At 58.9% G+C, this 25,010-nt stretch carries 22 protein-coding genes; 12 read left to right on the top strand and 10 right to left on the bottom strand.

Annotated elements, in window-relative coordinates:
• Nucleotides 1-54 precede the first annotated feature (54 nt).
• Both accD and ACR0C6_RS09000 read left to right on the top strand, forming a co-directional pair.
• Nucleotides 55-984: an acetyl-CoA carboxylase, carboxyltransferase subunit beta gene (accD, locus tag ACR0C6_RS09005; RefSeq protein WP_171205075.1), complete on the top strand. Its 930-nt coding sequence runs from the start codon at nt 55-57 to the stop codon at nt 982-984.
• Nucleotides 981-2,255, top strand: a complete 1,275-nt coding sequence (locus ACR0C6_RS09000; protein WP_480618926.1) for a bifunctional folylpolyglutamate synthase/dihydrofolate synthase — start codon at nt 981-983, stop codon at nt 2,253-2,255. Before accD ends, ACR0C6_RS09000 begins: the two co-directional genes overlap by 4 nt.
• Nucleotides 2,256-2,315: 60 nt before the next feature.
• On the opposite strand, the gene zapE is transcribed toward ACR0C6_RS09000, so the two are convergent.
• Nucleotides 2,316-3,383, bottom strand: coding sequence for a cell division protein ZapE (gene zapE, locus ACR0C6_RS08995; RefSeq protein ID WP_480618925.1), 1,068 nt, complete (start codon nt 3,381-3,383; stop codon nt 2,316-2,318).
• Nucleotides 3,384-3,531: 148 nt separating this feature from the next.
• Between zapE and ACR0C6_RS08990 the strand changes: the two genes are divergently transcribed.
• Nucleotides 3,532-4,767 carry an MFS transporter gene (locus ACR0C6_RS08990; protein ID WP_171205078.1) on the top strand — a complete coding sequence of 412 codons (1,236 nt, stop codon included), beginning with the start codon at nt 3,532-3,534 and terminating at the stop codon, nt 4,765-4,767.
• 45 nt (nt 4,768-4,812) lie between these two features.
• On the opposite strand, the gene ACR0C6_RS08985 is transcribed toward ACR0C6_RS08990, so the two are convergent.
• From ACR0C6_RS08985 to ACR0C6_RS08960, 6 genes are all read right to left on the bottom strand, one after another.
• Nucleotides 4,813-6,852 carry a bifunctional aldolase/short-chain dehydrogenase gene (locus ACR0C6_RS08985; protein ID WP_480618924.1) on the bottom strand — a complete coding sequence of 680 codons (2,040 nt, stop codon included), beginning with the start codon at nt 6,850-6,852 and terminating at the stop codon, nt 4,813-4,815.
• A 75-nt stretch (nt 6,853-6,927) separates the two neighbouring features.
• Complete coding sequence (mtnA, locus tag ACR0C6_RS08980; protein WP_480618923.1) at nt 6,928-8,022, bottom strand: S-methyl-5-thioribose-1-phosphate isomerase; 1,095 nt, start codon at nt 8,020-8,022, stop codon at nt 6,928-6,930.
• Nucleotides 8,023-8,143: 121 nt separating this feature from the next.
• Complete coding sequence (locus tag ACR0C6_RS08975) at nt 8,144-8,599, bottom strand: YaiI/YqxD family protein (protein WP_480446317.1); 456 nt, start codon at nt 8,597-8,599, stop codon at nt 8,144-8,146.
• Nucleotides 8,596-10,053, bottom strand: a complete 1,458-nt coding sequence (gene sthA / locus ACR0C6_RS08970) for a Si-specific NAD(P)(+) transhydrogenase (RefSeq protein ID WP_171230389.1) — start codon at nt 10,051-10,053, stop codon at nt 8,596-8,598. Before sthA ends, ACR0C6_RS08975 begins: the two co-directional genes overlap by 4 nt.
• A gap of 3 nt (nt 10,054-10,056) precedes the next feature.
• A complete protein-coding gene (gene fghA, locus ACR0C6_RS08965) occupies nt 10,057-10,890 on the bottom strand; it encodes an S-formylglutathione hydrolase (protein ID WP_480446318.1) in 834 nt (277 codons plus the stop codon).
• Between the two features lie 103 nt (nt 10,891-10,993).
• A complete protein-coding gene (locus ACR0C6_RS08960; RefSeq protein ID WP_480446319.1) occupies nt 10,994-11,923 on the bottom strand; it encodes an AEC family transporter in 930 nt (309 codons plus the stop codon).
• A 146-nt stretch (nt 11,924-12,069) separates the two neighbouring features.
• Here ACR0C6_RS08960 and ACR0C6_RS08955 point away from each other — a divergent pair, with 146 nt between their 5' ends.
• Entirely contained in the window at nt 12,070-12,687 is a 618-nt protein-coding gene (locus ACR0C6_RS08955; RefSeq protein ID WP_171169500.1) for a TetR/AcrR family transcriptional regulator, read from the top strand.
• Nucleotides 12,688-12,793: 106 nt separating this feature from the next.
• On the opposite strand, the gene ACR0C6_RS08950 is transcribed toward ACR0C6_RS08955, so the two are convergent.
• Nucleotides 12,794-13,087, bottom strand: a complete 294-nt coding sequence (locus ACR0C6_RS08950) for a hypothetical protein (protein WP_480446320.1) — start codon at nt 13,085-13,087, stop codon at nt 12,794-12,796.
• Between ACR0C6_RS08950 and ACR0C6_RS08945 the strand changes: the two genes are divergently transcribed.
• Nucleotides 13,071-13,766 (top strand): LysR family transcriptional regulator, encoded by a 696-nt coding sequence (locus ACR0C6_RS08945; RefSeq protein WP_480618922.1) that lies wholly within the window; start codon nt 13,071-13,073, stop codon nt 13,764-13,766. The genes ACR0C6_RS08950 and ACR0C6_RS08945 overlap by 17 nt on opposite strands.
• Nucleotides 13,767-13,857: 91 nt before the next feature.
• Here ACR0C6_RS08945 and ACR0C6_RS08940 read toward each other — a convergent pair whose 3' ends face one another.
• Entirely contained in the window at nt 13,858-14,559 is a 702-nt protein-coding gene (locus ACR0C6_RS08940) for a GntR family transcriptional regulator (protein WP_152460215.1), read from the bottom strand.
• 78 nt (nt 14,560-14,637) lie between these two features.
• Entirely contained in the window at nt 14,638-15,999 is a 1,362-nt protein-coding gene (locus tag ACR0C6_RS08935) for a formimidoylglutamate deiminase (RefSeq protein WP_480618921.1), read from the bottom strand.
• A gap of 82 nt (nt 16,000-16,081) precedes the next feature.
• Between ACR0C6_RS08935 and hutI the strand changes: the two genes are divergently transcribed.
• The 7 genes from hutI to nadC all read left to right on the top strand — a co-directional run bounded on the left by hutI (nt 16,082) and on the right by nadC (nt 24,910).
• On the top strand, nt 16,082-17,293 hold the full coding sequence (gene hutI, locus ACR0C6_RS08930; RefSeq protein ID WP_480618920.1) for an imidazolonepropionase: 1,212 nt from the start codon (nt 16,082-16,084) through the stop codon (nt 17,291-17,293).
• Complete coding sequence (gene hutH, locus ACR0C6_RS08925) at nt 17,290-18,828, top strand: histidine ammonia-lyase (protein WP_480446325.1); 1,539 nt, start codon at nt 17,290-17,292, stop codon at nt 18,826-18,828. Before hutI ends, hutH begins: the two co-directional genes overlap by 4 nt.
• Nucleotides 18,825-19,619, top strand: coding sequence for an N-formylglutamate deformylase (gene hutG, locus ACR0C6_RS08920; RefSeq protein WP_480446326.1), 795 nt, complete (start codon nt 18,825-18,827; stop codon nt 19,617-19,619). Before hutH ends, hutG begins: the two co-directional genes overlap by 4 nt.
• A complete protein-coding gene (hutU, locus tag ACR0C6_RS08915) occupies nt 19,616-21,298 on the top strand; it encodes a urocanate hydratase (protein ID WP_480618919.1) in 1,683 nt (560 codons plus the stop codon). Before hutG ends, hutU begins: the two co-directional genes overlap by 4 nt.
• A gap of 142 nt (nt 21,299-21,440) precedes the next feature.
• On the top strand, nt 21,441-22,490 hold the full coding sequence (nadA, locus tag ACR0C6_RS08910; RefSeq protein ID WP_171230399.1) for a quinolinate synthase NadA: 1,050 nt from the start codon (nt 21,441-21,443) through the stop codon (nt 22,488-22,490).
• 6 nt (nt 22,491-22,496) lie between these two features.
• Entirely contained in the window at nt 22,497-24,065 is a 1,569-nt protein-coding gene (locus ACR0C6_RS08905) for an L-aspartate oxidase (RefSeq protein WP_480618918.1), read from the top strand.
• A complete protein-coding gene (gene nadC, locus ACR0C6_RS08900; protein WP_480618917.1) occupies nt 24,062-24,910 on the top strand; it encodes a carboxylating nicotinate-nucleotide diphosphorylase in 849 nt (282 codons plus the stop codon). Before ACR0C6_RS08905 ends, nadC begins: the two co-directional genes overlap by 4 nt.
• Nucleotides 24,911-25,010: the final 100 nt, after the last annotated feature.

Here is a 25,010-nt window from a genome sequence, read left to right as displayed (position 1 = left end):
TTCCTTCCGTGGCGTCCTATTTGACGTCAACACCGCACAAGCCAAGGTTCCGACATGAACTGGATCACAAACTACGTCCGCCCCCGGATCAACTCGATCTTCTCACGCCGCGAAGTGCCTGAAAACCTCTGGCACAAATGCGACGAATGCGGAACGATGCTGTTCCATCGCGAGCTGGCGGAAAACCAGAATGTCTGCACACAGTGCGACCACCACATGGCGATCACACCGCGAGAGCGGTTCAAGCACTTGTTTGACGGCGGCATCTTTACCGAACTTGAAGTACCCGCGCCAAAAGACGACCCGTTGCAATTCCGCGATCAGAAGAAATACCCCGACCGCATGAAAGCAGCGCAGAAGAAGACCGGCGAAAAGGAAGCCATGCTGGTCGCCTTGGGTGAAATTGGCCGCACCCCCATTGTGGCCGCCGCGCAGGATTTTTCGTTCATGGGCGGATCGATGGGCATGTATGTCGGCAACGCGATCATCGCCGCCGCGCAGGAGGCGGTGAAACTCAAACGGCCGCTTATCCTTTTCTCGGCAGCCGGTGGCGCCCGTATGCAGGAAGGTATCCTCAGCCTGATGCAGATGCCGCGCACCACCGTGGCAGTCGAGATGCTGAAAGAAGCCAACCTGCCATATATCGTGGTACTGACTCATCCGACAACCGGTGGCGTTACTGCGTCTTATGCGATGCTGGGCGATGTCCATATCTCGGAACCCAACGCGCTGATCTGTTTTGCCGGGCCTCGCGTGATCGAGCAGACGATCCGCGAAAAACTGCCCGAAGGCTTTCAACGCGCCGAATACCTGCTGGATCACGGGATGCTGGACCGTGTCACCAGACGTACCGAAATGCGCGATGAACTGATTACCATCACGCGGATGCTGATGAATCTGCCGCCGGCGATCAAGGGCGATCTGCCTGCACCGGAACCAACCGACGCAATCGAGGCCCCCGCCGAAGAGACAGATCAGAAATGACGGCCAAGACGTCCGACGCCATCCTCGACCGGATGATGGCGCTGCACCCCAAGATCATTGATCTGACCTTGGACCGTGTCTGGCGTCTGCTGGAAGCACTGGACAATCCGCAGCTGAAATTGCCGCCGGTCATCCATATTGCCGGGACCAACGGCAAGGGCTCAACTCAGGCGATGATCAGAGCGGGGCTGGAAGGGGCGGGGCGCTTGGTACACGCCTATACCTCGCCGCATCTGGCCCGTTTTCATGAACGTATTCGATTGGCCGGAGTGCTGATCTCGGAGCCAGAGCTGACGGCGGTTCTGGATGAATGCTACTCTGCCAATGGCGGCGAAAACATCACTTATTTCGAGATCACCACATGCGCCGCCCTGTTGGCCTTTGCCCGCGCCAAGGCAGATTTCACATTGCTCGAGGTCGGGCTGGGCGGGCGTCTGGACGCCACAAACGTGATTGAAAACCCGGCCGTCACGGTTATTACCCCCGTATCCATCGACCATGAACAGTTCCTGGGTGATACTTTGGGCAAGATCGCGGCGGAAAAAGCGGGCATCATCAAGCCCGGCGTTCCGTGCATTGTCGGCCCGCAACAGGACGAAGCGCTTGAGGTCATCGAATACACGGCCGCCCGATTGGGTGCGCCTTTGTTGGTTCATGGTCAGCACTGGCACGTGCAGGAAGAAAACGGGCGTCTGATCTATCAGGACGAAACCGGTTTGCGGGATGTGCCTCTGCCCAACCTTCTGGGCGCACATCAGATTCAGAATGCGGGCGCAGCGTTGGCGGTTCTGCGCCATCTGAACATGGGCGACGACGCATACGAAGCTGCCGTGACCAAGGCCGAATGGCCGGCGCGAATGCAGCGTCTGAAATCCGGCCCGCTCGTCGATCAGGCCCCGCAGGCCGAGATTTGGCTGGATGGTGGTCACAACGCCGCCGCTGGAATCGCGTTGGCGGATGTGCTGACGAACCTGCCGCAAAAACCCACGCACATGATCTGCGGCATGCTCAACACCAAGGATGTGACAGGATATCTTGCACCTCTTGCAGAGAAGGCGACAAGTCTGACAGCCGTGTCCATTCCGGGTGAGACCGCAACGCTCAGCGCGGAAGAAACCGCTGCGGCTGCGGCCAAGGTGAACCTTCCCGCATCCACCGCTGACAGCGTGGCGGACGCATTGAAAGTGATCACGGACACTGACCCGCAGGCGCGTGTTCTGATCTGCGGCTCGCTCTATCTGGCTGGAAAAATTCTGCAAGAAAACGCGTAGGTGCGTTCCGGCCTCATGATCTGGCTGACACACTGTCTTGGCGCGGGCGATACGGGCGGATCAGCGCCCCTGTCGCCCCCAATCCTGATCCTGCATTTCCCGCAGGCGTGATGCCGTGCGTTCAAATTCGAAGGTTCCTTCGCCTTCGACATACAGCATCTCGGGTTCGGCGGCAGCCGAGCAGATCAAACGCACCCTGGCTTCGTAAAGCGCATCAATCAGGGTGACAAAACGTTTGGCCTCGTTGAAATTGTTGCGTGACAGGCGTGGGATGTCCTCAAGCACCAGCACCTTCACCTCTTCGGCGATCGCCAGATAATCACCCGGCCCAAGCATGCGGCCACACAGATCATAGAATGAAGCCCGCGCCACCCCGTTGCGAAAGGCGGGCAATTCAACGGCCCGGCCTTTGACGTGCAACACAAGCGGATCAGCGGGTCCACCGGCAAGATCTGTCCAGACTTCTCTGATCTTCTGCCGGGCTTCTGGGCCAATCGGAGTGAAATAGACCGGGGCACCCTCCAACCGGTTCTGCCGATAGTCCGTGGGCGACACCAATTCCCACACCTGCAACTGCTCTTTGATATGGGCAATGAAGGGCAGGAACAGCTGCCGGTTCAGCCCATCCTTGTACAGATCGTCGGGATGCCTGTTCGACGTGGTAACCACGACCACGCCGCCCTCGTGCAACAAGTCAAACAGCCGCCCAACAATCATTGCGTCCGTAATGTCGGTGATCTGCATTTCGTCAAACGCGAGCAAGCGAACTGAATTGACCACCTCCTGCGCCACCGGTGCCAGGGCATCCTCGACATTCTGTTGCCGGGCCTTGTGCATTCCAGCGTGAATTTCCTGCATGAAAGCGTGAAAATGCACGCGTCGTGCCGGGATATTGCTCAGCGTATCGACGAACATGTCCATCAGCATGGATTTCCCGCGCCCGACACCGCCCCACAGGTACAGTCCTTTAGGTGGCGGAGGCGCCTTGCGGAAGAGCCCGCGTTTTACCGGCTTGGACAGCGCCGCCCGGATGCGTTCGAATTGGGGCAGAACGGCCTCTTGCGCGTCGTCGCGTGTCAGCGTTTCGTCCGCGATGCGGGCCTCGTAAAGCGAAATAAGATCCGTCATGAATCCGAGCCTTACCCGTCGCCCCGGCCATTGAAAAGAAGCCATTTTTGGCGACACATCAATTTTGTTTATCCGTGACCGCAAATCTGCTGAATTGACGGTGACACCAAAAGTAATACGGTCCTTCGGACGTAACGCCTGAGGTCCCATGTCTCAATCCGCCCGCTTGTTGAATCCGATTCTGATTGTCGGATGTATCATCATCACGGTCAGCTTCGCCGTTCGTGCGTCGTTCGGCGTATTCCAGATTCCGATAGCGGATGAGTTCGGCTGGCTGCGAACCGATTTCTCGATGGCGATTGCAATTCAGAATCTGGCCTGGGGCATCGGGCAGCCGATCTTTGCCGCGATTGCCGAAAAGGTGGGCGACCGCCGGGCCATCATCCTCGGCGCTCTCACCTACGCGGCCGGCATGGTGCTGACGGCGTGGTCCGTTACGCCGTTCGAGCATCAGATATACGCGTGGCTGGTGGGTTTCGGCATCGCCGGGACCGGGTTTGGTGTGGTTCTGGCGGTTGTCGGCCGCGCGTCCACCGATGAAAACCGCTCCATGTCGCTGGCCATCGTTACCGCCGCGGGCAGCTTTGGGCAGGTTCTGGGGGCGCCGACCGCCGAATGGCTGCTGACTTTCCTGCCTTGGCAGCAGGTTTTTGTCGTGTTCGCCGCGGCAATTCTTGCCCTTGTGCTGACCTTGCCCTTCATGCGTGCACCACAGCCCGTTTCGAAAGCAGAGATGCAAGAAAGCATGAGTGAGATACTGGGCAAAGCGTTCCGCGACCCTTCCTATGCTCTGATATTCCTGGGTTTTTTCAGCTGCGGATACCAGCTGGGCTTCATCACCGCGCATTTCCCGGCTTTCGTGACCGAGATGTGTGGACCAATCCAACCCGGAGGCGTACTGCATTCCATCGGGATCACCTCCACATCCGCACTTGGTGCGGTGTCGATTTCCTTGATCGGTCTGGCCAATATCGGCGGCACGCTGCTGGCGGGTTGGGCCGGCAACCACTTTCCGAAAAAATATCTTCTGGCCGCGGTTTATACGGGCCGGACGATTGCGGCGGCTTTGTTCATCGTGTTCCCGATCACACCCCTTACGGTCATCGTGTTCTCGCTGGTGATGGGATCGCTTTGGCTGGCCACCGTGCCGCTGACTTCGGGGCTCGTCGCGCATCTATACGGTCTGCGCTATATGGGAACGCTCTATGGCTTTATCTTCTTGAGCCACCAGATCGGCAGCTTCCTGGGCGTCTGGCTTGGCGGACGCATGTATGACCAGTATGGCGACTACAACATGGTTTGGTGGATCGGGGTCGCGATCGGTGCCTTCAGCGCCATAGTCCACCTGCCGATCCGAGAGAACCGAACAGCAGTTCCTGCCTGAGGCACATCGATACGCCACAGGCAGGAAACCAATCCGGCAAAGGCGTTACCGAAGTTCGGCCTCGGTATTGCCGCCATCCACGGTCACGACATGACCGGTGGTGCGTTCCATCAGCGCCAGCGCAACGAAAGCGTTCGCGACATGCTTCGCCTCGACTTCGCGGCCCAGCAGGTTGCCTGACATATAGGTCTCCTCGGAAACGCCACGTGCGGCAGCGCGTTCCTGAATGAACCCATCCGTCAGCAGGCCAGACCGAATTCGGTCTGCATTCACCCCGTTCACACGGATTCCATATTCGGCCAATTCAAGCGTCAACTGGCGCAACAGGAACAGGGTGGCGGCTTTTGGCGTGCCATAAGCCCCCATGTTCCGGCCCGGGTTGATCGCCTGTTTGGAGATATTGAACAGGATCTGACCGCCGCGGCCCTGAGCTTGCATCACTCGGGCAGCCTGTGTCGCAAATGCCTTGTGCGCGAAGAAATTCAGTTCAAAAGCCGCGCGGAACTCGTCGTCACCAAGATCCAGCAAAGCGCCCGAAGTCGCCGACCCGGCATTCGATACCATTACATCGATCCCACCAAACCGGTGTATCGCCGCCGCAATCGCGGCATCTGCGGCGCCTCTCTCGGTTACGTCGCAGGCATATGTCGAATGCCATGTGCCAAGGGTCGATTTGGCCTTGGCCAACGCCCGTTCATCCCGGTCCACCAGAACGACATTTGCACCGGCGTCAGCAAAGGCCTTGGCGGTGGCCAGACCTATCGTCCCTGCACCGCCGGTCACCATCACAATCTTGCCCTGAAGCGGAGGTGGTGAGCTTTTGCCCAGCTTCGCCTGTTCCAAGGACCAGTATTCACAATCAAAGCGATCTTTTTCATTGATGGGAAAAAAACCGCCCGCGTCTTCGCCCACTGTTCGAACCCGCAGGTTTTGTTCCGCAAGATCCGCCGCTGCCGAGGCAGCCTTTGCGTTCGGGCCCATTCCCAGGATCCCAACGCCCTCGATCCAGGCGTGTTTGGGGTCTTGGGGCAGCAGTTTCTTGGGTTCGTCGGCCTGCGGCGCCTGCCGTTCAAAATACGCCCGATAGTCTTTGGCAAACTCTTCGACTTTTGCCTTGATCCGAGACCGCCCCCCAGACAAATCCGACGCGCGCAATACAAGCGGGCAGCCTTTTGTCCGCAACACGTGATCCGGCGACGCCATGCCCCGCTGGGCCAATGAATCAATATCCGGACGATCAAAAAACTGCATGACATCCGGCCCGTTGCGGAGGTCAAAAACCGGCATCGGGTCATCCCGTTGAGCCGCCACTTCGGCGATGACCCCGCGCAGGATCGGCAACACCTCAAGATTCTCAGCCGGATCGCGACGGCCAATTGTCGTCAGGTCCTTCATTCCGAAATAGGCAGCAACCTCGTTGGTATGCGCCACGATCCGGTCATAGCTTTCCTGCGCCGTCGCGCCGAACGTGAAATGCCCGTGCTGAAGCAGCAGAAGCCCTTCGACATTCGGGTTTTCGTCAAATACCTCGGCAGCCTTTTTGGCCAGCCCGAAGCCAGGCATGATATAGGGCACAATGCCCAGTCGGTCGCCAAAAATCTCGCGGCAGACGTCCTCGGCATTTGGCAGATTGGCGAGCACCAGAAAGGGTGTCGCATGCGTATGATCCACATATTTGTGCGGCAGAAATGCATGCAACAGAGTTTCCACAGAGGGGTTCGGAGAACCCGAATCCAACAGATTGGCGCGCTGAACATTGACCATCTGTGCATCTGACAGATGGTCCAGTGCGCGCAGTTTCATCAAAGGATCAAGCCACACGCCCGGCAGGCCCGGTGCCTCGATGCTGTCCAGATCCCACCCAGATCCCTTGACATGCAGAACGCGCTGCGGATCACCGAACAGATCAGGGCGTTCCAGTTTGACCGACGTGTTGCCTCCTCCGTGCATCAGGAGGTCCGGGTTCTGACCGATCAGCCGCGAGGTATAGACACGTTCGCCCAGTTCCTGATCTGCGGGGTCTGTTCCGGCCCTATCACGCCATTTGCGCGCCTCGTCGGCCCTGTACCAGTTTTCAATCATCATTCATTCTCAGCAAGTTAAGCGGGTGCATTATCCGCGTGGGCGATTGCACAATTCAGGACTGTGCTAAACAAAGTGTTAACCAGCCCGTTCGGGAAACAACCGGGCAAGCCCGTCAGCAGAAGCCTCGCTGACGCCGCGCTCGGTGATAAGCCCCGTCACCAGCCGGTTTGGGGTGACATCAAAGGCAGGATTGCCACCTTCCGTGCCGTCTGGCGTCACGCGTACATCCGAGATGTTCCCCTGCCCATCAACCCCCATGACATGGGTGACTTCCCTGGAATCACGTTCTTCGATCGGGATTTCGGCCACACCGTCGCGAACGGTCCAGTCAATCGTAGGAGAGGGCAGGGCGACGTAAAATGGCACACCGTTGTCCCGCGCAGCCAAAGCTTTCAGATAGGTCCCGATCTTGTTGCAAACATCACCTTGGGCCGTGGTTCGGTCCGTGCCCGTAATCACCAAATCAACCAGGCCGTGCTGCATCAAATGACCGCCGGCATTGTCCACGATGTAACGATGTGGAATGCCATGTTCGCCCAATTCCCAGGATGTCAGCGCGCCCTGGTTGCGCGGTCTGGTTTCATCCACCCAGACGTGCAAGGGGATGCCAACGTCATGTGCGTGATACATTGGGCTTGTGGCCGTGCCCCAATCCACAGTCGCCAGCCATCCCGCATTGCAATGCGTCAGCAACCGAACCGGTTCTCCGGCGGGTTTTCGGGCCGCGATATCCTTGATCAGTTCCAACCCGTGCCGGCCGATTGCGGCGTTGATCTCGACATCTTCGTCTGCAATCTCCTGCGCCAGCGACCAGGCGCGCTCGGCACGGTCACCCGGAGCAAGCGGCATCAGCGCTTCTCGGCATCTGTCCAATGCCCAGCGCAGGTTGATTGCCGTGGGTCGGGTTGCATGCAAAACGTCATACGCGGCATCAAAGGAGGCTTCGGAGCTGTCCCGAGACATCTGCTCGGCAATTCCAAACGCAGCGGTCGCGCCTATCAAGGGTGCGCCCCTGACCCACATATCCCGTATCGCAGCTGCAAATTCATCAAGGGTTTTCAGGGTTACGACCCGAAAATCATGCGGCAACCACCTTTGGTCGATGATCCGAACCACGCCTGCCGGTTTGTCCCACCAAATAGACCGATAATGGGTGCCTTGTACTTTCATAACGCAGTCTCCGTATTCGAAAAGCCTGATCGGAATTCAAGCACAGGGTGCGTTCTAATGAGGTACTTGTAAACGGGCGTTTCGGAATTCGGGTTAGTATTTGATCTGGCAAAAGGAATGGTCATCCCTTTCTGGCGGCACGTATTTCTCGTTCCAAGGCGTCCAGAAACCGCGAGCGGTCGGCTTTGCCGAAGGGTCGCCCACCGCCGCCGGTTCCCAACGGATTGGCCGCGCGCAGATCGGCCATCAAGTCACGCATTGCCAGTTGTTGGCCAATATTTGCCGCAGTGAAGGTTTCACCATTCGGGCGCAGCACGCGTGCACCCGCTTTGACGCATTTTGCGGCCAAAGGGATGTCGGAAGTTATGACGACATCCCCTTGTCCACAGCGTTCGGCAATCCATTTATCGGCCTCATCCGCGCCTTCGGAAACGACAATGACCTGTACCAGCGGGTTGGCCGATGGACGAAGCCCGCCATTGGACACCAGCGCCATCGGCACTTTGTGCCGCGTCGCGACCCGTTCGGCCTCGGCTTTTACGGGACAGGCATCGCCATCGACATACAACGTCGTCACGCCTTCTTTGCCTCTTTCTTTGCTGGTTCCACCGGTTTCTTTTTGACTTTGAATTCCTCGGGTATAGGCATGCGGTTGAACGCATCCAGGCCCGCGATTTTATACGCTTCGGCAAGTGTCGGGTAGTTGAACGTGTTCTGAACGAAGTAGTCCACCGTACCTTTCAGGTTCAGCACGGCCTGCGCGATATGGATCAACTCCGTCGCGCCTTCGCCAACGATCTGGACACCCAGCACCCTGCGGGTCTTGAGCGAGAACAGCATCTTCAACATGCCGTGTTCCAGCCCCATGATATGCCCGCGAGAGGTCTCGCGGAATCGCGCGACGCCGACCTCGTAGGGGATGTTGCGCTCCTGCAATTCTTCTTCCGACATTCCGCAGGTTGATATTTCGGGCACTGAATAGATGCCATAGGGGTACCACGGGCTTTCCGGCAGCGTGGGCGTTTCAAGCGCGTGACAGGCAGCCACGCGCCCCTGCTGCAAAGAGGTCGATGCCAGCGACGGATGTCCGATGACATCGCCCGTGGCATAGATATGCGGTACCGCCGTTTGATATGTCTTGCGGTCTACCTTGATCCGGTTGCGGTGGTCCGTCTCCAGTCCGACGGCATCCAGATTGAGTTTGGACGTCGCCCCCATGCGTCCGGCCGCAAACAGAAGCATTTCAGCGCGAACGTGGCGACCGTTTTCAAGGGTCACTTCCACATGTTCACCGGCGTCTTCAATCTTCTCGACAGCCGAGCCCAAACGCAGGTCGACACCGTTTTCCCGGATCTGATGGGTAAAGTCGTGGATCAACCGGCTGTCGATGAAATCCAGAAACGTGTCGCGCGGTTCAATCAGCGTTACACGCACGTCCAGGGCTGAAAACATCGTGGCATATTCCACGCCAATGACCCCGGCACCGATAACGACCAGCGAGCGCGGAATCTCTGCCATTTCCAGAAATTCGTCACCATCCACCACCGTCTTGCCGTTGAACGGGACATAATCCGGGCGATAGGTTTTCGTGCCTGTCGCAATCAGGAACTTCGCGGCCGTCACGCGCGTTGTTTCCCCGGCATCGGTTGCGACCTCTACTTCGTGCGGCCCGACAAATCTGGCCAGACCGTCCAGGGTTTCGACGTGGTTCCTGTTGAACTGATGCTCCAACACATCGACTTCATGGTCGAGGGTCATATGCAGGCGGGCTTTCAAGTCTTCCGCCCGGATCTGATCCTTTACCCGGTATGAACGCCCGTAAAAGCTGCGCTCGCGCCAGCCCGACAGGTTCAGAACGGTTTCGCGCAGGGTCTTGGACGGAATCGTACCGGTGTGGACAGAGACGCCACCAAAACGGTCTTTGCGGTCGATGACCAGCACACGCCGTTTCAGTTTGCCTGCCTGAATCGCCGCAGAACGCCCTGAAGGCCCCGACCCTATGATGATCAGGTCATAATCGTAATTGCTCATCCCTCAGTCTCCGTACAGGGCCTCGGCATGGAAGATGACGTGATCTTCCATAAACGTGGACACAAAGAAGTACGAATGATCGTAACCCGGCTGGAAGCGATACGTCGCTGGCTGGCGGCGTTCGGCGATGGCTTGCGCCAACGCTTCGGGGCGCAGAAGATCCATGAACTGATCGTTTGCACCTGTGTCGATCAGGATCGGGCCGTCAAAGCCGGTTTTCTTCATCAACAAGGACGCATCGTGTTTTGCCCAAAGCGCTTCGTCGTCACCGAGATAGGCACTCAGCTGTTTGCGTCCCCAATCCGCTCCGGACGGGTTCGAGATCGGCGCAAAGGCTGACACCGAACGGAAGCGTCCCGGCAGGTTCATGGCAAGTGTCAGGGCGCCGTGCCCCCCCATGGAATGGCCCGTAATGGCCTGACGTTCGCTGTCGATGGCGAAGTTTTCGAACAGCAGGGCGGGCAGCTCTTCGGCAACATAGTCCCACATCCGGAAATGCGGCGCCCAAGGTTCCTGTGTCGCGTTCACATAGAATCCCGCGCCCTGACCCAGATCATAATCTTCGTGATCTGCGACGCCGTCACCACGCGGCGAGGTATCCGGAAAAACCACGGCGATCCCTTGTTCCGCAGCCCACGCCTGAGCCCCGGCCTTGGTCATCGCGTTTTCATGGGTGCAGGTCAATCCCGACAAATACCAAAGAACCGGGACCGGGCCGTCCTTGGCCTCGGCTGGAAGAAACAGGCCAAAAGTCATGTCACACTTGCACGACGAGGAGGCGTGGCGGTACACGCCCTGCACACCACCGAAACAGGCATTTTCCGAAAGGGTTTCCATCAGGCACCGTCCTTGTTTTCGAGTCGCAACATGGCTAACGATCCGCGGACCCGGCGTAAAGTCTGTGCGCCTTCGGTGAGAGTATTTTTCGAAAAGGTGAAGGTCAGAAAGTGCCCACCCAGGCGATCACCATCGGCACGGTGAGAATACTGACGATCGTGGATAGAAGGATTGCCGCCGACGCGCGATGCGGGGCAATGCCGTAATGCGCAGCCAGCATGTAAACATTGCCCGCAACAGGTAAAGCCGCGGCAGAGATGGCTACAGTTGCCGGAAAAGTTTCAATCGGTATCAGCCATAGCAGTGCGACCGCAACGCAGGCCGGATGGATCACCAATTTGCAGAAACTCAACCAAGCCGCGATCTGGACACGTTCAGCCGACTTGTCCGCCAATGACGCGCCAATGGCGAACAATGCACCCGGAGTTGCTGCCCCACCGAGAATGATCAGAAAATCGCCAAGAGGTTCAGGAACAGGCAATTGCAGCGAGGACCAGATGAGACCGGCCGAGATGGACACGATCATGGGATTGCGGACCAAACCCATTCCGATCAGCTTGAAGGTGGTCGGGGTCAATCTGCCGTCACGGCCGCCGTTGATCAGGATCACGATCAGGGAAGAGAACACGACCAGATCGACGGTCAGGACCAGCATCACAGGCCCGATCGCAGCCTCGGAAAACAAAAGCGAAAGCATGGGCAGCCCGAGGAACCCGACATTGCCGATGGCCGCGCACTGAGCCTCGACTGCAGCGGTCGGAATGTCGAGCCCGCGAAGCCAGGCGATGGTCGACGCCAGAACGTAAACGGTCATGGTTCCCAGCAAATATCCAAGGATGAGCCGGGCATTGAAAATCTCGGCAAATGGAAGGGTGGCGGCAAAGCGAAACAGCATCGCCGACAGCGCAAAGAAAAAGACGAACTTGGTCAGATATGCCGTGGCTTCAGCCGAGAAGAACCGTGTGCGCCCCGCCCAAAAGCCCAGGCCGATAATCGCGAAAAACGGAAGGGTGCGCAGAAAGATTTCGACCATGGGCCCAGTCCTAGCACGGTTTGAACGCGCTGCAAGTCCCAGGCATCAAAGCAAATGCAACCTCCGCTTCGCTGAAATATTCGAGAATCGTTGTATCTAAACCGAACGGTTTATAAACTGGCGCGGCTATCGATCGAGGAGAAGACATGACCCAGACCGCCACCATTCTGCGCACCGGCCGGAAATTCGACCAGGTTCTGCGCGGGGCTCGAGAGGTTTTCATGGCGGATGGGTTTGAAGGGGCAAGTGTGGATGACATTGCCCGCGCGGCTGGCGTGTCAAAAGCAACGCTTTACAGCTATTTCCCGGACAAGCGCCTTTTGTTCATGGAAGTGGCCCAGACAGAATGCTGCCTGATGGCCGAGCGGGTCATCTCGATGATCGACGAAACCAAGCCTGCCCGCGAAGTGCTTCAGATCACGGCGACGCAATTGACGGCCTTTCTTGTGTCGGATTTCGCGCAGCAGGTTTTCAGGATCTGCGTTGCCGAGCGCGACCGGTTTCCCGAGCTTGGTCGTGCGTTCTATGAGGCAGGGCCGCAAAACGGCCAGCGACAGATGGCCGAGTATCTGGAAAAAGCCGTGGCAAAGGGCGAATTGGCCATTGATGATGTACATATCGCTGCCGAGCAGTTTTCCGAACTGTGCAAAGTGCGGATCTGGACCCGGGCGGCTTTTGGTATTCAGAACACGTTCACTCAGGAAGAAATAGATCAGGTCGCTGCTCAGGCTGTTGACATGTTTCTTGCCCGTTACGGGGTCTGACCCACAAAAGTGATGGCCCGCGCCCGGAACAGGGGCGCAGACCACCGCTCACTCACCAAAACACTCGATACACAACAGTTTAAAGCTGTAAGTCTTGTAAAACCCTTTACTCGATGAAAGTTCTGGCCAGACCCTCGCTGACAGGCTGCGCCAGATACGCAATCATCGCGCGTTCGCTTGTGTTGACGAACAGGTCTGCGGGCTGGCCGGGGACCAAGTTCAAAGCCGCCCGACCGACAACGCTCAGTTCGCTGGAATACGAGACTTCTTCGGTCGCCAGATTCTGGGTGATGACTACGGTCGCGTCGCCGGTGGCTTTGCTGTCCGAGGTCGGTCCCGGCTCTTGCTCCGCGTTCAGGCTGCCGCTCAGGGTGACGGTGAGAATGTCACCCTTGGCCAACCAGATCGAAAAGCTTGAACAGGAATTGGGAACCGGTCTGTTCCTGCGCCTCAACAACGAGGTGCGCCCGACACTGTACGGTGCCCGTGTCGTTGAACGGGCTGGGCGCCTTCTGAACAATGCGCAGAAAATCCGTGACACCGCGACCGAGTTCCGCGACCCCGAAACAGTTCCTTTGACTGTCGGAATGAATCCGACTCTGGCCCCTTATCTGACCGGGTATCTCTCTGAACCCTTCAGCTCGCTGTTTCCGTGGATGCGGGTCACGCTGGTCGAGGGTCTGCCTGAAAACATGTTGCGTACGGTCGATGATCACTTGCTGGACATGGCGCTTGCGGCGAAGATTAACAGCAGCGCAACTTTGGATTTCACTTCAATCTGGTCTGAACCATTGTTTCTGGCCCTTCGAAAAGGGCACCCGCTTTGCACCTTGCCATCCATCACCCCAGAGGATGCTCCGCCGTATGATTTCATCCGGCTTACACACTGTTTCGGATACGAACTTGAGGTGAGGCTTCCCAAACAAGATGGATCAAGCCGCATCAGCAAAGGTTTCGACCTGACCACGCTGAGGTTCGAGTCGATCTGCCGCCATATTTGCCGTTCCGACGATTGTACAATTGTCTCTGCCCTGGCCGCTGAACAAAGAGAACCAAATCTCTGCTGCTTCGGAAGCTGAGCGGGCAAAGGTGACTGCCACGACAGTCAGGAAGGTGGGATCGAAGCGATGAGGTTTTGCTCATATGTCAAACCTGTTCGGTGCTCTGGCCTCAATACGTGGTGCGCATCTGGTATCCCTGGTGGAAAGTCATGCGCACGAAAGTAACCGGATCGCTGCGAAACCAAGTCGTGCGTTCCAGCTGAAACAACGGTGTTCCGGGCGGTACCGCCAGAAACTCCTGCAAATGCCCTGTTGCCGGGACGGCAGAGAAGGCAATTTCAGCGTTTGAAAACGGCACCTCGGACAGCAGCCACTCATTCGGCCCGGTGGTCAGGAAATCTTCGTCGAGAACCTGAGGCACGGTGCTGACGTTGATCCAGCGTTCCTCGAACTGGAACGGGCGGTTGTCGGCGTGGTGCATGCATTGCAGATGGACGACCTGCGCACCTTCCGGGATGTTCAGCTTTGCCTGCAACCACGCGGGGCAATCGATCAGTGTTCGGCTGACCAGAGCATAGCGGTATTCGGCGTTCATTTCTTCGATGGTCTGCCGAACGACAGTGATCGGCAATTTCGCCTGCTTTACCGGTGTGGTCACGACACGCGTGCCACCTTTGCGTTTGCGGGTGACAATTCCCTGTTCGGCAAGTTCCCGCAGCGCCCGATTGACCGTTGCCCGCGCAACACCGAATTCGGCTGCCAGTTCCATCTCGGTGGGCAACAGGCTGCCCTGTGGCCAGACACGGGTTTGAATGCGGTTCACGACTTCGTCCCGAATGTCCTGAAAGCCGAGAGGTTTTTGATCGGTCACGTGGTGTTCATCCAATTACGTACAAACATATTGCTATTATGAGGCTATTTTTGTCAGCCCGTAAAGGCGGCAGCAAGCTCAAAGCCTCGGCATGAGATCAGCCATGGCCCGCCGATAGCCGGATACGATCCGCTCCCGAGCAATATGGCGGCCCCGGCGTACCTGATGGCGGCCAGCCGACCACAGATCGGTCACTACGTGGTCCTTCGCGGCAAAGGCCAACCCGTCGAGCAACTGTTCAGGACGCAGGGCACACAGTGCGGGATCCTGGCTGTCGATGGCAACAAGATCCGCCAGCATCCCTTCTGCGATCTGGCCCGCCGCGCGACCCAGGGCCTGCGCACCGCCCAAAGCCGCATTGCAATACAGTGTCTGTCCTACCGAACCGTCCCCTTCGACCAGGACATTGCGCGACAGGTCTCGCAGGCGTTGGGAATACTCCAGCGTACGCAGTTCCTCTGTCATCGAAACCAACACGTTTGAATCCGACCCAACCCCGAAACGACCACCGGCTTCAAGAAAGACAGCCCCATTGAAAGGGCCATCCCCCAAATTGGCTTCGGTGATCGGGCAAAGCCCCGCGACGGCGCCCGTTGCGGCCATATCGCAAGTTTCCTTTTCCGTCATATGAGTGGAGTGGATGAGGCACCAGCGATAGTTTACCGTTGCATTGTTCAGCAGCCATTCCACCGGGCGGGCGCCCAGACCCTCGTGAACCTGCTCAACTTCCATGGGTTGTTCTGCAATGTGAATATGGACAGGTCCCGTCTTTTTTGCGTTCAGAACCCGGGCAAGATCTTGCGGTGATGTCGCGCGCAAGGAATGTGGTGCAATGCCTATCTGACAGTCATCCGGCAGATCGCCCAGTGCCGCCTGCGCATGTTCGACCAACGCCAGATAGCGGTCCACATCATTGCCAAATCGTTGCTGTCCCGATTCCAACGGTTGCTCGCCGACTCCTGCGTAAGAATAAAGTACGGGCAGATGGGTCAGCCCGATTCCCGTCTCGGCCGCAGCAGCCATGATCCGCTGGGACAGCTCTGCGAGATTGTCATAAGGTGTGCCGTCTGGCTGGTGATGCAGATAATGGAATTCACCAACCGAAGCATAGCCGGCTTCCTGCATCTCCATATAGACCAGAGCGGCAATCGCCTGCACCTGATCAGGCGTCAGATGCTGGGTGAAACGATACATCAGTTCCCGCCACGTCCAGAAACTGTCGCGACCGGCCTTTCGATATTCGGTCATGCCCGCCATCGCGCGCTGAAATGCGTGGCTGTGCAGATTGGCCAGCGCAGGCAGCAAAGTGTCGACGCAAGTATCGCCTTCTTTCGCCGTCGCGCCCTGTTGCAGCGACACTATCAGCCCTTGCCTGATTTCTACCCGCAGGTTCGTAGCCCAACCGGTGCTCAGTAATGCGCGATTAGCGAAGATAGCCATTTTTCACCTCATTTTATGCATAGACATATAAATGATAGAAATGTACTAGAAAAGTAGGAAATGCATGGAGGGTGCGAGTCACATGCAGACGCAAACGCAGGTTTTGACGGATCTTAACGCCGCAACGATGACCGCAGGCGGTGCGCAATACGGTTTGGTCCCGGATGCCGCGATCGCGTTGCAGGACGGGCGCATCGCATGGGTAGGCCCTGTTGTGGATCTTCCTCCACGTTTCGCCGACCAGCCAAGGGCTCGAATGGGTGGGCGCCTGGTTACGCCCGCCTTGATCGATTGCCACACCCATGTGGTTCACGGTGGCCATCGCGCCGCAGAGTTCGAAATGCGCCTGAACGGCGCGAGCTATGAAAAGGTTGCCCGCGCCGGGGGTGGGATCATCTCGACAGTGAAGGCCACGCGCGCAGCCGGAGTGGAGGAGTTGGTCGCACAGGCATTGCCGCGTGTGGATGCGATGCTGGCCGAAGGGGTATCGGTCATCGAAGTGAAGTCCGGTTACGGATTGGATGACGATACCGAATTGAACATGTTGCGCGCGGCTCGGGCGTTGCCGGATCATCGTCCCGTCCGCGTTCTGACCAGCTTTTTGGGGGCTCATGCGGTGCCTCGGGACTATGAGGGCAGGGCGTCGGACTACATTCATCAGGTCTGCATTCCCACGCTTCGCGCCGCTCATGCCGAGGGATTGGTCGATGCGGTCGATGCCTTCTGCGAAGGCATCGCCTTTCAACCCGAAGAGCTGATCCCGCTTTTTGATGTCGCGACAGAGCTTGGCCTGCCGATCAAGATCCACGCCGAACAATTGTCGAATTTGGGCGGCGCAAAACTGGCTGCCGGATACGGCGCGCTGTCGGCAGATCATATTGAGTACCTTGATGAAGCAGGTGTTCTGGGCATGGCGCAGGCCGGTACCGTCGGCGTTATTCTGCCGGGGGCGTTCTACACCTTGCGCGAGACACAGGCGCCACCGATTGACCTGTTGCGTCGGCATGCTGTGCCCATGGCGCTTGCCACGGATTGCAATCCCGGTTCGGCACCGATGACCTCGCTGTTGCTGGCGATGAACATGGGATGCACCCTGTTTCGCATGACGCCAGAAGAGGCCCTGCAAGGCGTGACGGTTCACGCGGCCCGTGCTCTCGGGGTGGCTGACTGCGGTCAGATCTCAGTCGGGCGGCGCGCTGATCTGGCGGTTTGGAATGTCGAACACCCCGCGGAATTGGCCTATCGCATCGGCTTCAACCCTCTTCATACCCGCATATTCGGAGGTATATTTTGACGACCCTCACCCTAACCCCGGGTACCGTTACCCTGTCGCAATTGGAACAGGTCTTTCGCGAAGAGTGCGCAGTTCGGTTGGACCCCGCCTGCCGCCCGGCCGTCGAAGAAGCGCACAAGCGCATCGCCGATGCGGCGGCGGGAGAGGCCGCCGTATATGGCGTGAACACAGGGTTCGGGAAACTGGCAAGCGTCAAAATCGCGGCCGAGGACACGGCAACCTTGCAGCGCAACCTGATCCTCAGCCATTGCTGCGGCGTGGGCCCTGCGATCCCGCGCGCCCTTGCCAGATTGATGATGGTTCTGAAATTGCTGAGCCTGGGGCGCGGGGCCTCGGGGGTTCGGCCAGAAGTGATCACCCTGCTGGAAGGGATGTTGTCCAAAGGTGTGACCCCGGTGATCCCGGCGCAGGGGTCGGTCGGGGCTTCGGGTGATCTTGCGCCCTTGTCCCACATGGCTGCCGTCATGATGGGCGCTGGTGAGGCCGAGTTTGGCGGCGATGTGATGCCCGGTGACGCTGCGCTGTCCAAAGCGGGTCTGCACCCGATCGAACTGGGCCCCAAAGAAGGGCTGGCGCTGATCAATGGCACCCAGTTTTCGACGGCCTTTGCGCTGTCCGGCCTGTTTGGTGCGTGGCAGGCGGCGCAAAGCGCGCTGGTTACCTCGGTGCTGACGACGGATGCGATAATGGGTTCGACCGCCCCGTTGCAACCGGAAATCCACACGTTGCGCGGGCATCGCGGGCAGATCGAGGCCGGCGTGACCATGCGAGCGCTGCTGGCCGGGTCGGTCATTCGTGAAAGCCATCGGGATGGCGATACCCGGGTTCAGGATCCGTATTGTATCCGCTGCCAGCCTCAGGTGGTGGGGGCCGCGATGGATGTGCTGAGGCAGGCCGCTACAACGCTGGAAATCGAGGCCAACGCGGCGACGGACAATCCTCTGGTTCTATCGGAAACCGGCCTGATCGTTTCGGGCGGGAATTTTCACGCCGAACCCGTTGGGTTTGCCGCAGACATGATCGCGCTTGCCGTGGCCGAGATCGGGGCAATTGCGCAACGCCGCATTGCGTTGATCGTCGATCCGGCGCTCAGCTTTGATCTGCCGCCTTTTCTGACGCCCAATCCGGGCCTGAATTCGGGCTATATGATCGCTGAGGTGACGACCGCCGCACTGATGAGCGAAAACAAGCATTTGGCCAATCCATGCGTGACGGACTCGACGCCCACATCGGCCAATCAGGAAGATCACGTTTCGATGGCGGCCCATGGCGCGCGGCGATTGGGGCAGATGGTTGCCAATCTGGAACGTATTCTGGGGGTCGAACTGCTGTGTGCCACGCAAGGGGTCGAGTTCCGCGCGCCGCTGCCTACGAGCGATACGTTGCAGGCCGTAATGGCACGGCTGCGAGCCGTGGTGCCGGCCTTGGGTGACGATCGCTATATGGCACCCGAGATCGAAGCAGCCTCGGCCCTGATTGCCAGTGGTGAGATTGCCCGTGGCACGGGCATCGCCATGCCGGAACTTGGCGCATGAGCGGCCCGGTCGAGATTTCGCGCGGTGACAGTCCGATCGTGCTGGGTCTGCCGCATACCGGCACCCATGTTCCGGCCACGATCGAGGCAAAGTTGAATACGCGGGGCAAGGCTCTGGCGGATACGGATTGGCATGTTCATACCTTGTATGAAGGGCTTCTGCCCGGTGCGACCACGGTTCGGGCGACCTTCCACCGATATGTGATCGACGCCAACCGGGACCCGTCGGGCGTGTCGCTTTATCCCGGCCAGAACACGACCTCTCTTGTGCCGCTGACGGATTTTGACGGCCAGGGCATCTGGGACATCCCGCCTTCGGAAAAGGATATCCTCGAACGACGGGAAGCTTTTCATGCACCGTATCATGCCGCCCTGAAGGCCGAGCTGGAGCGCGTGAAGGCGGCCCATGGGGTTGCGGTGCTGTATGATTGCCACTCGATCCGCAGCCATATTCCTTTTCTGTTCGAAGGTACTCTGCCCGATATGAGCATCGGCACGAACAATGGGGCGACCTGCGCGCCGGAAATCGAAGCCATAACGCATGAATTCGCGGCGTCCTCGCCCTATACGGCTGTTCTGAATGGGCGGTTCAAGGGCGGATGGACAACGCGCCATTATGGGCGCCCCTCGGAAGGGGTTCACGCGATCCAGATGGAGCTGGCTCAGTCGACCTACCTGAAAGCTGAAGCGCCGCCCTGGGCTTTTGACACCGACAAAGCCGACCGCCTGCGCCGGTGGCTCAAAGACATACTTGACGCTATCCACGACACTGCATTGGAGCTTGCCCGATGACCGATCCTCGTAAAAATACCCGTGACATCTATCCCCCGACAGGGCCCGAACTGAACGCCAAAAGCTGGATGACCGAAGCCCCGATGCGGATGCTGATGAACAATCTGCACCCGGATGTGGCCGAGAACCCGCATGAGCTGGTTGTCTATGGCGGCATCGGCCGCGCCGCGCGGACATGGAAAGATTTTGACACCATCGTTGCCAGCCTCAAGGACCTGGAGGAAGATGAAACTCTGGTGGTGCAATCCGGCAAACCGGTCGCCATCGTTCGGACGCATGCGGATGCACCTCGGGTGCTGATCGCGAACTCGAACCTCGTGCCGCATTGGGCCAACTGGGACCACTTCAACGAGCTCGATAAGAAGGGCCTGATGATGTACGGCCAGATGACTGCCGGTTCGTGGATCTATATCGGGACGCAAGGCATCGTTCAGGGCACCTACGAAACCTTCGCCGAGGCGGGACGCCAACACTATGACGGGGACCTGAACGGCAAGTGGATTCTGACTGGCGGTCTGGGCGGCATGGGTGGCGCGCAACCCCTGGCGGCGGTCTTTGCAGGGGCGTGTTGCCTGGCCGTCGAGTGCAATCCAGACAGCATCGATTTCCGCCTGCGCACCAAATATCTCGACGAAAAGGCCGAGACGCTGGACGAAGCGCTTGAAATGATCGACCGCTGGACCAGGGCGGGCGAGGCAAAATCTGTCGGTTTGCTGGGCAATGCGGCCGAGATTTTCCCCGAGATCTACCGGCGGATGCAGGCAGGCGGGATGCGACCTGACATCGTGACCGATCAGACCAGCGCCCATGATCCCGTCAACGGCTATCTGCCATTGGGCTGGAGCATGGCGCAGTGGAAAGACAAGAGGGAAAGCGACCCCAAGGCCGTGGAAAAGGCAGCGCGCGCGTCGATGAAGCAGCACGTGGCCGCCATGGTCGATTTCTGGAACGCGGGCGTGCCAACCCTGGATTATGGCAACAACATCCGGCAGGTGGCGCAGGACGAAGGCTTGGAAAACGCCTTTGCCTTCCCAGGTTTCGTGCCCGCCTATATCCGCCCGTTGTTCTGCCGCGGCATTGGCCCGTTCCGCTGGTGCGCACTGTCGGGTGATCCCGAGGATATCTACAAAACCGACGCAAAGATGAAGGAACTGTTCCCCGAAAACACCCATCTGCACAACTGGCTTGACATGGCGCAGGAGCGCATCGCCTTTCAGGGCCTTCCCGCGCGCATCTGCTGGATCGGGTTGGGCGACCGCCACAAGGCCGGGCTGGCGTTCAACGAGATGGTCAAAACCGGAGAACTGAAGGCGCCGATCGTCATCGGTCGTGACCACCTCGACAGCGGCTCGGTCGCGTCTCCGAACCGCGAAACCGAGGCGATGAAGGACGGCTCGGACGCGGTGTCGGATTGGCCGCTGCTGAACGCGCTGGTCAATACCGCCTCGGGCGCGACATGGGTCTCGCTGCACCACGGTGGCGGCGTTGGCATGGGTTTCAGCCAACATGCGGGTGTCGTGATTTGTGCCGACGGAACAGATGCAGCGGCCAGACGTCTCGAACGGGTTCTGTGGAATGATCCGGCTTCGGGCGTCTGGCGTCACGCAGATGCGGGTTACGAGGATGCCAAGGCTTGCGCACGTGAACACGGGCTGCGTCTGCCGGGGATTCTGGGCTGATTTGCCATTCATCTTTGAATTTGTCTGCATGGCTTAGCGCTAACGTCTCATTTTCCGGTTTCGAACCGGGGATGTTTCCGCTAGGGCTAAGCCGTTAAGCAGCCCGCCAGGCTAACGACAACTGACAAAGGTGGCTCGCCCGTTGCTCGATATTGCACAAGTCCGCACTGTTCTTTCGGACGTCTATGACCTCGCCCCATCGGCCACGTTGGCCAATGAGATGAAAGACACGTTTGCCCGTATGGATCGTGTGATCAGCCCGCCGGATTGGGCGATCTATGCGCCCTATGTGCGGGCGATCAACGCGCTCAAGAAAGAGCGTAACGCCGTGATCCTTGGGCACAATTACATGACACCGGAAATCTATCATGGTGTGTCCGATTTCGTGGGCGACAGCCTGCAACTGGCGATCAAGGCCAGCGAGGTGGAAGAGGATGTGATCGTTCAGGCCGGGGTTCATTTCATGGCCGAGACATCGAAAATTCTGAGCCCCGGGAAAACTGTTCTGATGCCCGACATGGATGCCGGCTGTTCTTTGGCAGAATCGATTACTGCCGAAGGAATCGACGAAATGCGGGCCAAATACCCCGGCGCGCCGGTTGTGTCTTACGTGAACACCACTGCCGAGGTCAAAGCGGCCTCGGATATCTGCTGCACCTCGTCGAACGCCTTGCAGATCGTGAATGCGATGGAGAGCGACACGGTCATCATGACGCCGGATCAATATCTGGCTCAAAACGTGGCCAATGAAAGCCACAAGAATGTGGTGTACTGGCCCGGTTCCTGCATCGTGCATGAACAATACACCGCACAGGACCTGCGCGACTTCCGGGAATGGAACCCCGGAACACGCCTGATTGCGCACCCGGAATGCCCGCCGGATGTGGTGGCCGAGGCGGATTATTCCGGTTCAACCAGCGGGATCATCAAATATGTGCATGATGAGAAACCCGAAAAGGCGATGCTAATCACCGAATGTTCGATGGCGTCGAACATCGCGGATGAACTGCCCGAGGTCGATTTCGTAGGGCCGTGCAATATGTGCCCGTACATGAAAAAGATCACGCTGGAAAAGATCCTCTATGCGTTGCACACGATGGAAGGCCAGGTCGAGGTCGCCGAAGACGTGGCAGAGAAGGCCCGCAAATCTGTTCAGGCGATGATTGATCTGTCCCGCAAGCTCGGCATCTGATCGGCAATGACCGACATCACCACGGATCGCGTCGTTATTGTCGGGGCCGGGATTGGCGCGCTTTATGCTGCGCTGAAACTGGCGCCGCGCCCGGTGGTGATCATCTCGCCTGATCCTTTGGGCGAAGGTGCAAGTTCGGCTTGGGCGCAGGGTGGCGTGGCGGCGGCGATGGACCTGGCCGACAGCCCGGAAAGCCACGCCGTTGACACCGTCAATGCCGGGGCGGGCACCGTCGAGCCTGATGTTGCGGATTTGGTGACGCGAGAGGCGCGGGACTATATTCTGGACCTGACCACTTTGGGCACACCATTTGATCGCACCGAGGGTGGCGGGTACGCCCTGTCCCGAGAAGCCGCGCACAGTTTTGCCCGCGTCGTGCGGGTAAAGGGCGATCAGGCCGGCAGTGAAATCATGGCCGCCCTGATCGAGCGAGTGCGCGAAACTCCGTCGGTGCAGGTGTTGGAAGGGGTCCTTGCCGTTGCGCTGGAAGTGACGGAAGGGCGCGTGGTGGGCGTTGTTTTGCAGGACGCCTCGGAAAGCGGATCCGCGCCCGTGACGCTTCGTGCACCTGCCGTATTGTTGGCGGGTGGCGGTTCTGGCGGGCTTTATGCCCTGACGACCAATCCGGCCCGCATCCGGGGGCAGGTCATCGGAATGGCCGCACGGGCGGGGGCGCTGATCGCCGATGCCGAATTCGTGCAGTTCCACCCCACGGCCATGGACGTGGGTGAAGACCCGGCCCCGCTGGCGACCGAGGCCCTGCGCGGAGAAGGGGCAATACTGATAAACAAGCACGGCGAGCGCTTCATGCAGGCCGTTCACCCTGATGCCGAGCTTGCCCCGCGCGATGTCGTGGCCCGCGCGATTTTTGCCGAGGTACAGGCCGGCAACCGCCCGATGCTGGACACCCGCAAGGCTTTGGGGGCGCAAATCAATGAACTTTTCCCGGCGGTTGCCGCATATTGCGCGCGCAACGGAATCGATCCGGTCCGGGATGCGATCCCGGTTGCTCCGGCAGCGCATTACCACATGGGCGGGATTGCCACAGGCACTGATGGCCGTGCGACGCTGGATCGGTTGTGGGTGTGCGGCGAGGCGTCTTCGACCGGCCTTCACGGCGCCAACCGACTGGCCTCGAACGGTTTGCTCGAAGCGTTGGTGTTTGCACGCATCTGTGCCCAGGACATTGCGCGTTCGATACCGGACACTTCCGCGTCGGAACCTGTGGCCCTTCGATTTGATCAAGCTGATATCCCTGATACGTCCGATGCGGTCTGTATGTTGCGCACGACCATGTCGCGCGATGTTGGCGTTGTCCGGGACCGCGCCGGGTTAAGCCGGGCATTGCGCAGGATTGCCACGCTCGAAGAACAGCATGGCACATGCCCGTCCTTCAGAAACATGTGTGCCACAGCAACCTTGATCGCCGCAGCGGCATTGCAGCGCGAAGAAAGCCGCGGCGCGCATGAGCGATCCGACTTTCCGGAAACTGCCGATGGCCCCGGCAAACGATCCCGGATGTATCTTAGCGACGCGCTGCACATTCGCGCCGAAGCCTGCAAGGAAATATCATGAGTTTTGCGACCCTGCCCGATCTGATCCTCGAACCCGTCATCCGCGCGGCGCTGATGGAGGATCTGGGAGCATATGGTGACGTGACCACCCGCGCCGTGATCCCGCCGAACGCGACCTATATGGCCCGGCTGAATGCGCGTGAGGATGCCGTCGTTTCGGGTATGCAGGTGGCAACGATTGCGTTCCGGCTGGTCGACCCGACGCTTGAGGTTGAGGTGCTTGTCAAGGATGGCCAGCCTTGTCGGCGCGGCGACACGCTGATGACCATCAAAGGTTCCGCGGCCTCGATCCTGTCGGGTGAGCGGGTCGCGCTGAATTTTGCCGGTCGTCTGACCGGTATTGCCACAAAAACTGCCAGCTTTGTTCAGCAGACAAAGGGCACGAATGCCCGCATGACCTGTACCCGCAAAACCACGCCGGGACTTCGCATCGTCGAAAAACAGGCCGTGCTGCATGGCGGCGGTTTCAATCATCGCTACTCTTTGTCCGACGCGATCCTGATCAAGGACAACCACATCGCCGCCGCCGGGGGTGTGCGTCAGGTTCTTGAGGCCGCCAAAACGCAAGCCAGCCACATGATGGCCGTCGAGATCGAAGTCGATCGACTGGACCAGCTGGCCGAAGTCCTCAGGATTGGCGGCGCGTCCGTCGTATTGCTGGACAACATGGATGACGAGATGCTGCGCGAAGCGGTTGCCATGGTGGACGGGCGGATGAAGACCGAAGCCAGCGGTAATGTGACGTTGGATCGGGTTGCATCAATTGCGGCGACCGGGGTCGATTACATCTCGTCCGGGGCGCTGACGCATTCCGCCCGAACCGTTGATCTGGGTCTTGATTTCTGAAAAATTTCTGAAAAGCGCGGCATTTCTGCTTGATTTGAGATCGTTTGCGCCAACACGGTTGCGCCTTCAGGTTTTATCGATAATAAATCCTCGGCAACGC

This window comes from Ruegeria sp. AL12 (genome assembly GCF_056540885.1).
Note: the sequence above shows the minus strand (reverse complement) of the source record. Positions and strands in the feature narration are given on the sequence as shown.